The sequence below is a fragment of the Sphingobacterium chungjuense genome, from assembly GCF_011316935.1.
In the GTDB taxonomy this organism is placed as follows: Bacteria; Bacteroidota; Bacteroidia; order Sphingobacteriales; family Sphingobacteriaceae; genus Sphingobacterium; species Sphingobacterium chungjuense.
In genome coordinates, this window is the sequence record NZ_WLYS01000001.1 from 1,010,436 (window position 1) to 1,023,516 (window position 13,081).

The following is a 13,081-nucleotide window of genomic DNA, read 5'->3' on the forward strand; positions in this document are numbered from 1 at the left end:
TCAGACAATATTAAGTCAATTAAAAAAAACGGTAAAAAAACAGTGATATGCTGTTACTTATCATTGTGAATAATTAAATTTGCCCGATTAGTGTCAAAATGTCTGTTTAGGAACTTTGGATTTATTATTGTGCACTAGCTGAGTACAGATTAAAAAGATTATGTTAAAATTCTTAAGTAAATTATTTGGTAGCAAGTCTGAGCGGGATATCAAAGGAATACAACCTATAGTAGATAAGATCAAAGAAGAGTACGAAAAGCTTGCCAGCTTGTCAAATGATGATTTGAGAGCCAAAACTGCTAGCTTTAAAAGCCGCATTGCGGAATACCTAAAAGAGATCGACGAAGAGATTACGAGCCTGAAAGAACAGGCCGAAGCTACTGAAGATATGGAGTCGAAAACGGCTTACTATGAAAAGGTAGATAAACTCACAAAAGATAGAGATAAGAAATTAGAAGAAGTGCTTTTGGAGATCTTGCCAGAAGCATTTGCTGTGGTGAAAGATACAGCCAGACGTTTCACAGAGAATAAAGAAATCTCCGTAACGGCAAGCCAATTTGACCGTGACATGGCGGCTTTGAAGCCGAATGTGACGATCCAAGGCGATCAAGCAATTTGGAAAAATAGCTGGTCCGCAGCCGGTACTGAAGTTACTTGGAATATGGTGCACTACGATGTGCAGTTGATCGGTGGTATTGTGTTGCATCAAGGTAAAATCTCCGAAATGTCTACTGGTGAAGGAAAGACTTTGGTAGGAACCTTGCCAACTTACCTAAATGCCTTATCTGGTCAAGGTATTCACATCATCACGGTGAATGATTACTTAGCCCGTCGTGACTCGGAGTGGAATGGGCCATTGTTCGAATTCCATGGTTTAAGTGTAGATTGTATCGATAAGCATCAGCCCAACTCACCACAACGTCGCAAGGCTTATGCTGCCGACATCGTGTATGGTACCAATAACGAATTTGGTTTTGATTACCTGCGCGACAACATGACGCAAAATCCAGAAGCAATGGTACAGCGCAAGCTGCACTTTGCGATGATTGATGAGGTGGATTCGGTATTAATTGACGATGCGCGTACACCATTGATCATTTCTGGTCCTATTCCAAAAGGCGATCAGCACGAATTTTATCAGTTAAAACCACGTATCGAGCGTTTGGTCAATGCTCAAAAAGCCTATGTTAATGGCGCCTTGAATCAAGCGAAGAAAGCGGTTGCGGCAGGTGATGTAGATCCTGAAGCAGGCGGTTTGGCTTTGTTCCGCGCTTACCGCGGTTTGCCAAAAAATAAAGCCTTAATCAAGTTCTTAAGTGAAAGTAATCACCGCCAAGTCCTACAAAAAGTAGAAAACTTCTACATGGCAGAGCAAAATCGTCATATGCCGAAGGCAGATGAAGAATTGTTCTTCGTGATCGATGAAAAGAACAATCAAGTAGAGCTTACCGAAAAAGGTATTGAGTTAATTACGGCTTCTGGTGAAGATCCTACTTTCTTCATACTTCCGGATGTAGGTACCGAGATTGCTGCGATTGAGAATTCTAGCGATCCATTGGAAGAAAAAGCGCGTCAAAAAGAAGAATTATTACGTGATTATTCGATCAAAGCAGAGCGTATTCACTCGATCAACCAATTGTTGAAAGCGTATACGTTGTTTGAGATTGATGATCAATATATCGTAGACGAAGGCAAAGTGAAAATCGTCGATGAGCAAACGGGTCGTATCATGGATGGTCGTCGTTACTCGGATGGTTTGCACCAAGCGATCGAGGCAAAAGAAAATGTGAAAGTAGAAGATGCGACGCAGACGTATGCGACGATTACGCTACAAAACTATTTCCGTATGTACCACAAATTAGCGGGTATGACGGGTACTGCTTCTACCGAAGCGGGCGAGTTGTGGGAAATCTACAAATTGGATGTGGTCGAGATCCCAACTAACAAAGGAATACAGCGTGACGACCGACAAGATTACATCTACCGTACTGCAAGAGAGAAATACAATGCCGTAGCACAAGAAATTCAGACATTGACCGATGCACAAAGACCGGTATTGGTTGGTACGACTTCGGTAGAGATTTCGGAATTGTTGAGCCGAATGTTGAAAATGCGCGGTATCAAGCACAATGTCTTGAACGCGAAATTGCACCAAAAAGAAGCGGATATCGTAGCTGAAGCGGGTAAACCAGGTCAGGTGACGATCGCAACCAACATGGCGGGTCGTGGTACGGATATTAAACTAGCTAGTGAAGTCATCAATGCGGGCGGTTTAGCGATTATCGGTACCGAGCGTCACGAATCACGTCGTGTGGATCGTCAGTTACGTGGTCGTGCCGGTCGTCAAGGAGATCCGGGTTCTTCGCAGTTCTTCGTTTCTTTGGAAGATCCATTGATGCGTTTATTCGCTTCTGAGCGTATCTCTAATTTGATGGTACGTATGGGCGTAGAAGATGGCGAAGTAATGCAACACGGTATGTTGACCAAATCGATCGAGCGTGCACAACGTAAAGTAGAGGAAAACAACTTCGGTATTCGTAAACGTCTGTTGGAGTACGATGATGTGATGAACTCACAACGTACCGTAATCTATACGAAGCGTAAAAACGCTTTATTCGGACAACGTCTGGATGTAGATTTAAACAACACGATCTTCGACGTAGTAGAAGATGTGGTACTTTCTTCCAAAGAAGGAGGTTCATTCGAAGAGTTCCAAATCGAAGTGATCCGTCTTTTCGCGGTAGATCCATCCATCACAGAAGAAGAGTTCAAATCGAGCAGTACAGAAACCTTAATTGACAAGTTGTTCGGTCAGGTTATCGCACATTACCAAGAGAAAGCAGCCCATGTAGCGGCGCAAACTTTGCCCGTAATGACCAATGTGATGGCAGAGCGTGGCGATATGATCGAGAACGTGGTAGTGCCATTCTCTGATGGTACACGTGGCATACAGGTGTCTACCAACTTGAAAAAAGCAGTGGAATCTAAAGGCAAGGAAGTATTTAGATCTTTTGAAAAAGGTATAGTTCTTGCTCTGATAGATGAAGCTTGGAAAGAACATTTGCGTGAAATGGATGACTTGAAGCAGTCGGTACAAAATGCGGTTTACGAGCAGAAAGATCCGATTGTAATCTATAAAATGGAAGCATACAACCTGTTTAAAGAGATGTTGGCTTCCATGAACAAAGAAATTGTCAGCTTCTTGTTCAAAGGCGAAATCCCTGGACAACAGGGTCAGCAAGCAGAACAAGTCAAAGAAGCACGTCCTGTACCAGCACAACCGGCACAGGTGACCGCTTCGAAACAAGAGCTTTCTTCACCTACAGGTGTAAGCGAAGAAGATCTAGACACGCGTACAGCACAAGTTACTGCGCCTATTCGCAAAGAGCAAACGGTAGGTCGCAATGACGAATGTCCTTGTGGTTCTGGCAAGAAATATAAAAACTGCCACGGCAGCAAATAACAAACAATAACGATGGTTAGAAAAGGATTGATTTTATGCGCACTGCTTGGTGGATTATCTGCCGGAGTACAGGCTCAGGAGCAACACGTCGATGTAGTGGTAGATCCTTTGATCGCTGCATTGCAGGCGTTCAGAGCAGAGCATGAAATCAATCCTGCTGCCCGTCCTACCGTCAGCTTGGCCGACAAAAAGGTTGTCGACAAGCGCAATATGCGACGTGTGCGCACTAAAGGTTTTCGGGTACAGATCTTTTCTGGTGCTAATCGTAGCGATGCGGTATCCGTACAGAATGGTTTCTTGCGCCAATACAGCGATATGGCCGCGTACATTAATTACGAAGAACCTAATTTCCGCGTGAAAGTAGGAGATTTTCGAACGCGAAGCGAGGCCAATACGTTTATGCGTAAGATCCGAGGGCAATACAGCAATGTATTTGTCTTTGTCGAAGACATTTGGGTCTGGCAATAAATCACCTTTAACTCCATGATGATGATAGAGCAGATTAAAAGCCTAGCCTCCTCCTTCGCGGAAGAAACGGTAGGCATAAGAAGGCATTTGCACCAAAATCCAGAACTTTCTTTTCAAGAGTACAATACATCCGCTTTTGTCAAAGAGCGATTGGACGAGCTACTTATTCCGTATACAGCGATGGCCGATACGGGTGTTGTCGCATTGATTCAAGGCGATTTGCCATCCGATAAAGTCATTGCGCTGCGCGCAGATATGGATGCTTTGCCTATTATGGAAGTAGAAGGTCGCAGTTATGGATCGCAAAATCCCGGTGTAATGCACGCTTGTGGACATGATGTGCATACCTCTTCGTTATTAGGCGTAGCCAAAATCTTGCAACATCTTAAATCACAATTTGGTGGTACGGTAAAGTTGATTTTTCAACCTGGCGAAGAGCGACTTCCGGGCGGAGCTTCGCTCATGATTAAAGAAGGCGTATTGCAAAATCCTGCACCAGATGCGATCATTGGTCAACATGTGATGCCGCTCATCGAAAGTGGAAAGGTGGGCTTCCGTGCTGGGAAATACATGGCATCTTGCGATGAGTTATTTCTCACTGTTCGTGGAAAAGGCGGACACGGTGCACAGCCACATCAAAATATAGATCCGATTGCGATCACCGCACAAGTTATTACCGCCATGCAGCAAATCGTGAGTCGCTATGCGGATCCACGTATTCCGAGCGTACTTTCTTGGGGCAAGATCATTGGCAATGGAGCTACTAACGTGATTCCCGATGAAGTCAAACTAGATGGTACTTTCCGTACGTTCGACGAAGCTTGGCGCGCAGAAGCACATGAGAAGATGACTAAAATGGTGGTTGGTATCGTGGAAGGAATGGGCGCAACCTGCGATTTTAAAATTGACAAAGGTTATCCTTTTTTGGTGAATGAACCACAGACCACGAATGCCGCTCGGACTCATGCAGAAGCTTATTTAGGTAAGGACAATGTAGTAGAATTGGATCTATGGCCTGCGGCCGAAGATTTTGCCTATTATTCTCAAGAAACGAACGCGTGTTTCTATCGCTTGGGTACGGGCAATAAAGCGCGAGGAATTACCTCAGCAGTACATACACCTACGTTTGATATTGATGAGACCGCATTGGAAACAAGCATCGGCTTGATGTCTTATATTGCGTTGAAGTCGCTAGAAGGATAGCATCACATGTCATCCCACCACATCATTCGAGAGAATCAAGAGCCTGCGCTACTCATCATCGATGTCGAAGCGCTATCGGAAGAATCTCTAGGTCAATTACTCGAGTGGAGTCCGATCGTATTGACGACGGATGCTCACGTCGATTATCTGCTTTCCAGAGGAATTAAGATGGATGTGGTATTTACGGCTAATGCGGAGTTTGAAGTTGATCAAGACGGAATCTCCATTTTACCATTGCAGCATATCTTGTTGGATGCTTTGCATTATTTGGAAAGTAAAAATCAGTTTGCGTTGCATATCCTATGGAATGATTTTTCGGTAGATGCCTTAATCGAGCATAGCCAACAGTTTACATTTGCAGTATATAGCAAGCAGTTCAAATACATTCTTCGATCGTCTTTTCACAAATGGATGCCGCAAGGCAATGTCATGAAAGTCTTGAGCAGCGGGGCAGCATATCGTGTTGAAAATCTAAAGTGGATTGGTGATGCAACTTACGAAACGGTGGAAGATGGTTTTGTGAGTATACATTCGCAAAGCGAAAATAGTTTGATCATAGGAGAAGCGTTATGAATCCGACTATCAGAATAGCTACCACAGCAGATTTTGAGCTCATCTCACAGCTCGCGCAAGAGATTTGGTATCCAACCTATAGTCCGATACTTTCTGCGGCTCAGATCACGTTTATGCTGGATCAGCTGTATTCCATCGAAGGATTATCCAAAGCGGTGGAGCAGGGCAAAGTATTCTATTTGCTATGTGAGGAGGAAACTGCGGTCGGCTTTATCGCGGTGCGGCCCATAACAGAAAAGCAAGTGTTTCGTATTGAGAGTTTGTACTTGCTTACTTCCACACAAGGGAAAGGATATGGGCAGCTGCTGATTAACTTTGCCGCAGAATTAGCCAAAGCGCAATCTTTTCCCACATTAGAACTCAATGTCAACCGTCAGAACAAGGCGTACCACTTTTACCTGAAGGTGGGTTTTGAGGTCGCTTATGAGATCGATATTCCGTATCATGGCTATGTGCTCAACGACTACGTGATGCAGAAGATTCTGTAATAGCCCAGTTTGGAAGCTGTAGATTGAAGTTAGCCATTTAAATCTTAGCCCCAATGAAAACAGCGTTGCGAAAAAACAATTATGCATCCTAAAGTCACTTTTGATTATTATATACATGCATAATAAAAGATGAATAAAGTGCATTCCAGATGGTTAAAATCTAGCTGCTAAAATCAAGTTTAATTACCTATTGCAAATAACTGACTAGTTCGTCACACAGCTTAAGACTTGTATTAAGGTACTGATTTCTGTATTTCTCACTTTGACCGCTAAAGCAAATCGATTTCTGTATCAAGAGGTTGATCCAATCTTTTGTGTTTTGACAATAGTGTTTGTCATTTGTCTCCATGATATTAAAAGTGTTTAAAAGGGTATAGCATACCATATCTTCTTCTAGCTCAATTAAAATACTATTTCTCTAATAACATCAGTATAAACCAAGTTTGCACTTTGAATCTGTTAGTTGGCTATGCGAAATATTTGACTTATAAAGTTTAATTATTTTTTTTAATTTTATTTAATTAATTAACAAGACAATTACGCGATAAAATGAATTTTTATCATGCATAATCAGACAATCAATTCACAATTATCAACACCTAGCCTCAACGCGGCACAAGATGTCGCTAACTTATTTCTTAAATCATGATTTTCGAGGTTCTTGTAAAACAGGTAGAAGTGGCGCCAGGTATGCTCACGAAATTGCGGTATGTAAAGGGCGTTATTAGTAGCTCTTGTATTCAGGTATTACCGGCGCATGGTGTTCCTGCGAAAAGCTATGACCGTCTTATCAAATCGCTAGCGACAAAGGTGGGGTCTGCAGCAGTCGCAGATTTAAGAGGACAGGGGGCGAGTTCCGTTAAAGCAACCAGAAAGAATAACTACGGATATAATGAATTGCTAAAACAGGATATTCCTGCTTTAATTGCTGCTGCACAAGAAGTATTTAATCTGCCTGTTTATTTGCTTGGCCATAGTCTAGGTGGGCAGTTGAGTTGCCTATATTCAGCTACAGATGACCCCAGAGTCAAAGGTTTGATATTATGTGCTAGCGGATCCGTCTATTTCAAATGCTGGAAAGGAACTGAAAGATTCAAAGTACTTCTAGGATCGCAATTTTTTAGGGTTTATGCAAAACTGAAAGGTTATTTTCCGGGCAGGCTCTTTAAATTTGGTGATAGAACTTTTCAGCGCCTCATTAATGATTGGGGAAGACAGGCACTTAGTGGGAGGTATGTCATTGAGGGTAGTGACCGTCAGTGGGAGTTAATGATGTCTCAAACCCAAATTTCCATTTTGGCGATCTCTTTAAAAAAGGACTTCCTCGCACCACCAGAAGCTGTAAATCATCTGTGTGATAAAATGAAAAAAGCTTCACTAACAAAGCATTGTCTTGATAAACCGGATCTGAATCATTTCAATTGGTTGAAAAGTCCAGATGAATTTATAGCTAGGATAGCTAGTTGGCTACATGCATAACAAGTTGGTAGAATAAGATTACTCGCCTCATAATAATTACGGTCAATATGGTATAGTTGACGTAACCTTGTCTGTTGGAGACAATAACGGATCGATATTCCGTATCATGGCTATGTAATCGCTGATTACGTGATGCAGAAATCCATCTAAGTCTTAAATCTCGTTTATTCCCTCAACTTTTCTACACGTGTAGGCGTTTGTTCACCACTAACGATACCGACAATACCATGTGCTATCGCTTCAATACTTGCACGGATGTTTTCAATGTCCAAGGTTGCAACTTCGTCTTTCACCGTGTGATAATATTCATCTTTATCAATTTGAGAAGTAGAAAACGTATGCGCCGGCACACCCAATGCCGCTAAAGTGGCGTTGTCACTACGATAAAATAGATTTTGTTGAGGGTAAGGATCTGGATGGAACGTAAATGCTGATCCTTCGACCTGCTCTTGTACTAATTGCCCTAAGTTGGAAGCTTCAAATCCAGTAATATATAAGGTATTTGGACCAAACTTTGAATCTTTGCCAATCATTTCAATATTGATCATCGCGACCACCTTATCTGGGTCAATATTACTGCCGAAATGCTTCGAACCATACATGCCGATTTCCTCACCCGTGAATGCGACAAAAAGTAAGGTGCGCTCGTTGTTGTCTAAGGCTTTGAAGTATTTTGCTAACGCAATGACAGCCGTCGTTCCCGATGCGTCATCATCCGCGCCATTGGCAATAGAATCCTGATCAACCGTTTCGATAATGCCGATATGGTCGTAATGCGCGGAAAGAATCACGTATTCTTCGGGCTTTGACTTTCCTGGAAGCATGCCTACCACATTGAATAGTGGAATTTCTTGTTGATTGCTCTTGGCCGTAAATTGGAAATTCTGTGGTGCCTGATCCTGAATTATGAAAAATTTAGTTGGCGTTTGGGGTGCATTGGCAGATACAGGTACTAAACTTTCTTCACCAATCATCTTTTTGAAGCGGTTCAAGAGACCTTGATGGGCTGGATGTACCCAGATTATTTCATCCTCTTTCCCTTGTAAAGCATGTGCTCTAAACGCTTGAGAGAAATCCGCATCTTCTCCAATGACACTCGTTTTGATCGTTTGGTCTTGATCCCAATTCAATTCCGCAGGTCGGCCAAATATCAAGAACTGATCTGGGCTTAATGCTGTGCCGTTGACCGTCACATTTTGTCCTGCTGCCGAGATTCGATTGAGGTGAAATGTCTGGCGATAATTCTCCTCCGCGTACGGCTTAAGGCCGATCTCCTTAAATTCTTGAGCAATAAAATCTGCTGCGCGTTCGATATCCGGAGTTAGTGCATGGCGACCACGCATCTCGTCGGAGGCTAAGGTGTTGAGTATGCGTTCCAAATAAGGCGTTTCTGCCACTTGTGCAGATGCTGTGAAACTGGAAAGTACTAAACTTAAGCCGAGGCCGAGCTTTTTTATGGAGAAGTAAGGATAGATCATACCGTAAAAATAAGTGTTTTTTCTGAAGTATCGTGTGATGGTTTCTTCCGCGAATTATAGCGGTCGCATATATTAATCAGATTAATGTATATCGGTAAAAACCGTTTGCCGTTGACTCTTGTTCTTTTAGTGCACAAATTCTATATTTGATTAATGCCAAGTGTCATTGACAAATGAAGAAGAGTAGATCAGACAGTTGGTGACCCGAAGAACACAAACAGTATTAAATATTGATAGGTATGAGAGAAGTAACCGTACAAGAGCTAAAAAACAAAATAGATAACAACGAAGAGTTTCAATTGATTGATGTAAGAGAGCCATTTGAATATGAAACTTCGAATCTAAATGGTATCAACATTCCTTTATCAGGCGTAGTGATTGAAGCCGACAAAATCTCAAAAGATATCCCCGTGATTGTACAATGCCGTTCGGGTAAAAGAAGTGCACAGGCGATTATGCTATTGGAAAATGAGGGATTTACCAACTTGTCCAACCTTAAAGGAGGTATCTTGGCTTGGAAAGAAGAAATTGACCCAGAACTAGATGTGTATTAAACACATCCTACGATAGAGTAAAACGCCAGCTTTTTAGCTGGCGTTTTTTGTTGTGGAAAAGTTGGACTGGTACGCGGCATGATTTATGTGTTTTACATGACGATAAGCACTACGTGCTAAAGGTAGTATTCATGGATAATGCAGTAACTTTATTACCATTCAACCAACATAAACATAAGTGTAAATTAAAAATCTTTTTATGGGCAATTCAATACCAAGTAATTTCGGCTTTTTTAAAGGCGTAGAAAAGAACTTCGACAAGGCCGCTAAGTACACCCGATTCTCCAAAGGAATCTTAGAGCAGATCAAAGCCTGCAACTCCGTTTTACAAGTGAAGTTTCCGGTAAAAATTGGCGACAACGTAGAAGTGATTGAGGCCTATCGTATTCAACATTCGCATCACCGTACACCCTGTAAAGGCGGTATTCGTTACAGCATGGCCGTGAATCAAGATGAGGTAATGGCGCTAGCGGCATTGATGACGTACAAATGTGCGATTGTCAATGTGCCATTCGGTGGTGCCAAAGGAGGAATTCGTATAGACCCAACCAAATATTCGGAATATGAATTAGAAAAAATTACTCGTCGATACACGAGCGAGCTCGTGAAAAAGAACTTTATTGGTCCCGGCGTAGATGTGCCAGCGCCAGATTATGGTACAGGAGCGCGCGAAATGGCGTGGATTGTGGATACGTATCGTTCATTGCATCCCAACGAAGTATATTCTAATGCTTGCGTAACCGGAAAACCGGTGACACAAGGCGGTGTTAGAGGTCGTGTGGAAGCAACAGGTTTGGGTGTTTTCTATGGCGTTCGCGAAGCGTGCAATATTGAAGAAGACATGAAAAGACTAGGTTTGTCGGTCGGTATAGAAGGCAAACGCATTATTGTGCAAGGTTTGGGTAATGTAGGTTACCATGCTGCTAAATACTTTCAAGAGGCAGGTGCGATTTTGGTCGGCTTGATTGAATATGAAGGTGCAATTTATGACGAGGACGGACTGGACTTAGAAGCGGTGGTAGCACATCGTGCGTCAACAGGTTCTATCTTAGATTTTGAAAAGGCTAAAAGTGTCAAAACTTCGAATGAAGTGCTTGAATATCCGTGTGATATCCTAATTCCTGCGGCTCTGGAAGCCGTGATTAATGAGAGTAATGCCGACAAGATCCAAGCAAAGATCATCGGTGAGGCTGCGAATGGCCCGCTAACACCAGAAGCAGATGAAATCTTGAATAAAAAGGGCGTGTTGGTTATTCCTGATATTTACCTCAATGCGGGCGGTGTAACGGTTTCTTACTTCGAATGGTTGAAAAATTTGAGTAACGTTCGTTACGGTCGTTTGGAGAAACGCTTTGATGAAAACATGTATGCCGAGATTTTGAATATCATTGAGTCGATGACGGATAAAAAGGTCTCGAAGATGGAAAAAAAGATTTTGCTGCGTGGCCCAGACGAGATCGACTTGGTACACTCTGGTTTGGAAGATACCATGATCGGCGCGTATCGTGAAGTTTGGGATATCTGGAAAGGACAAGATGGCGTCGAAGATTTGCGTACAGCAGCTTTTGTCTGTGCCATAAATAAGGTAGGCGTCGCTTATGAGGAGTTGGGCATTTTCCCATAACCACTTACGACTCAAAAAAGTTTATATTTGCTTCATGCAAAAAATGTATCGCCAGACTAAACAAGCCTTTTTGTTTAGTCTGGTTTTTTATAGCCTTTCGTTGATTTTACTACTATTTCAACTACCCATCGCACCTGTTATGCTGAGCGTATCTTTGTTGGTATCCATGATCTGGGTAGTGTTGGTCATGCTCGAAATCATGCGGTCGCCAAACATTGATAATTTGGAGCGAATGGGACTCGCCCTATTCATTATTGTAATGAATATATTTGCAGGCATCATCTACTGTACACTCATCCGTCGCAGAGTAACGGGCATCTCTAATATACGATAGCTATGACCAAGAAAATGATCTTTAATGTAATACTGAACTTAGGAATCATTCTGATGATTATGAGTACAGTAGCCGCTTATCGTGTGGGGCACGTGCTTTTCTTCGGATTATCTATTGCGCTGATCGTGGTGTTTATCTATTTGAAAGTCGTATTGCTCAAATATGTCAGTCGAACCGTGCGCGGCCAATCGAAAGAGCAACAGGTTGTATCGCAGCCGCAACGTAAAGCAAAAAAGAAAAAGAGGAATTCGTAATGAATTCCTCTTCTGTTATCGTGTTATTTGCAAAATTCTATTTTACAAAAGGTGGTTTTTTCACTACCGCTTTGACCGACTGATTACGAATCTGAATATAGATTTCCGTACCTTCTTTAGCAAAGGCAGTCTCTACATAACCTAATCCAACCGATTTCTTTAAGCTTGGCGATTGCGTTCCTGAGGTCACGCGACCAATGGTTTCACCTTCTGCATTCACGATCGGATAATCATGACGCGGAATACCGCGATCAATCATTTCAAAACCGACTAATTTTTGCTTTACGCCGGCTTCTTTTTCTGCTTTCAGGTTTGCACTATTGACGAAGTCTTTCGTGAATTTCGTTACCCAACCTAAGCCTGCGGCTAATGGAGATGTATTGTCGTCAATATCATTGCCATAAAGGCAGAAACCCATTTCCAAACGCAAGGTATCGCGCGCGCCTAATCCAATTGGCTTGATGCCATATGCTGCACCTGCTTCCATGATCGCATCCCACACTTGTTGTGCATGTTCATTCGCTACATAGATTTCAAAACCGCCAGCACCTGTATATCCCGTCGCAGAAACCAATACATTATCCACACCAGCAAAAGTGCCTTTTGCAAACGTGTAATATTCCATCGGAGCCAAGTCGATATCGGTCAAGGATTGCAACGCATCAGTCGCTTTTGGTCCTTGTACCGCAAATAGAGAAGTCTCGTCCGAGATGTTTTTCATGTCTACATCATAGGTATTATAGCGCGAGATCCAATCCCAATCTTTGTCGATGTTCGAAGCATTTACCACTAACAAATACGTTTTCTCATCGATACGGTAGGTCAAAAAATCATCGACTACACCGCCTGTTTCATTCGGGATATAGCCGTACTGCACCTTGCCATCATAAAGCTTGGCAGCATCATTCGATGATATTTTTTGGATTAATTCTAGCGCGTGATCACCTTTTAAGATGAATTCGCCCATGTGGCTCACATCGAACATACCTACTTTGGTGCGCACCGTTTCGTGTTCGTCGTTGATGCCCGAATATTGCACCGGCATATCGAAGCCAGCGAAAGGTACCATCTTGGCACCTAAGGAAATATGATGATTGGTTAATGCCGTGTTTTTAGTCATAAAAGTTCTTCGTTCAAAGTCGCCCAAAAATACATAAAATACG

12 protein-coding genes are annotated in these 13,081 nt (G+C 42.5%); 10 read left to right on the plus strand and 2 right to left on the minus strand.

The window, feature by feature from the left end:
* Positions 1-160 precede the first annotated feature (160 nt).
* The 6 genes from secA to GKO22_RS04645 all read left to right on the plus strand — a co-directional run bounded on the left by secA (position 161) and on the right by GKO22_RS04645 (position 7,674).
* Positions 161-3,463, plus strand: a complete 3,303-nt coding sequence (gene secA / locus GKO22_RS04620; protein ID WP_166332885.1) for a preprotein translocase subunit SecA — start codon at positions 161-163, stop codon at positions 3,461-3,463.
* Positions 3,464-3,475: 12 nt separating this feature from the next.
* A complete protein-coding gene (locus tag GKO22_RS04625; RefSeq protein ID WP_116775538.1) occupies positions 3,476-3,931 on the plus strand; it encodes an SPOR domain-containing protein in 456 nt (151 codons plus the stop codon).
* Between the two features lie 18 nt (positions 3,932-3,949).
* Positions 3,950-5,134, plus strand: a complete 1,185-nt coding sequence (locus GKO22_RS04630; protein ID WP_166332959.1) for a M20 metallopeptidase family protein — start codon at positions 3,950-3,952, stop codon at positions 5,132-5,134.
* A gap of 6 nt (positions 5,135-5,140) precedes the next feature.
* Positions 5,141-5,707, plus strand: coding sequence for a thiamine diphosphokinase (locus GKO22_RS04635; RefSeq protein WP_166332886.1), 567 nt, complete (start codon positions 5,141-5,143; stop codon positions 5,705-5,707).
* On the plus strand, positions 5,704-6,195 hold the full coding sequence (locus tag GKO22_RS04640; protein WP_166332887.1) for a GNAT family N-acetyltransferase: 492 nt from the start codon (positions 5,704-5,706) through the stop codon (positions 6,193-6,195). The genes GKO22_RS04635 and GKO22_RS04640 overlap by 4 nt, the downstream gene beginning before the upstream one ends.
* Positions 6,196-6,840: 645 nt before the next feature.
* Positions 6,841-7,674 carry an alpha/beta hydrolase family protein gene (locus tag GKO22_RS04645; RefSeq protein ID WP_166332888.1) on the plus strand — a complete coding sequence of 278 codons (834 nt, stop codon included), beginning with the start codon at positions 6,841-6,843 and terminating at the stop codon, positions 7,672-7,674.
* 164 nt (positions 7,675-7,838) lie between these two features.
* Here the strand turns inward: GKO22_RS04645 and GKO22_RS04650 are convergent, their stop codons facing one another.
* A complete protein-coding gene (locus tag GKO22_RS04650) occupies positions 7,839-9,152 on the minus strand; it encodes a M20/M25/M40 family metallo-hydrolase (protein ID WP_166332889.1) in 1,314 nt (437 codons plus the stop codon).
* Positions 9,153-9,391: 239 nt separating this feature from the next.
* Here GKO22_RS04650 and GKO22_RS04655 point away from each other — a divergent pair, with 239 nt between their 5' ends.
* The 4 genes from GKO22_RS04655 to GKO22_RS04670 all read left to right on the plus strand — a co-directional run bounded on the left by GKO22_RS04655 (position 9,392) and on the right by GKO22_RS04670 (position 11,918).
* Positions 9,392-9,706, plus strand: coding sequence for a rhodanese-like domain-containing protein (locus tag GKO22_RS04655; RefSeq protein WP_166332890.1), 315 nt, complete (start codon positions 9,392-9,394; stop codon positions 9,704-9,706).
* Positions 9,707-9,905: 199 nt separating this feature from the next.
* The gene (locus GKO22_RS04660) at positions 9,906-11,330 is read left to right on the plus strand and encodes a Glu/Leu/Phe/Val family dehydrogenase (RefSeq protein WP_166332891.1); all 1,425 of its coding nucleotides are present in this window, start codon (positions 9,906-9,908) and stop codon (positions 11,328-11,330) included.
* A gap of 34 nt (positions 11,331-11,364) precedes the next feature.
* A complete protein-coding gene (locus GKO22_RS04665) occupies positions 11,365-11,664 on the plus strand; it encodes a hypothetical protein (protein WP_166332892.1) in 300 nt (99 codons plus the stop codon).
* Between the two features lie 2 nt (positions 11,665-11,666).
* Positions 11,667-11,918: a DUF6358 family protein gene (locus GKO22_RS04670; RefSeq protein WP_166332893.1), complete on the plus strand. Its 252-nt coding sequence runs from the start codon at positions 11,667-11,669 to the stop codon at positions 11,916-11,918.
* Between the two features lie 37 nt (positions 11,919-11,955).
* On the opposite strand, the gene gcvT is transcribed toward GKO22_RS04670, so the two are convergent.
* Complete coding sequence (gene gcvT, locus GKO22_RS04675; protein ID WP_166332894.1) at positions 11,956-13,038, minus strand: glycine cleavage system aminomethyltransferase GcvT; 1,083 nt, start codon at positions 13,036-13,038, stop codon at positions 11,956-11,958.
* Positions 13,039-13,081: the final 43 nt, after the last annotated feature.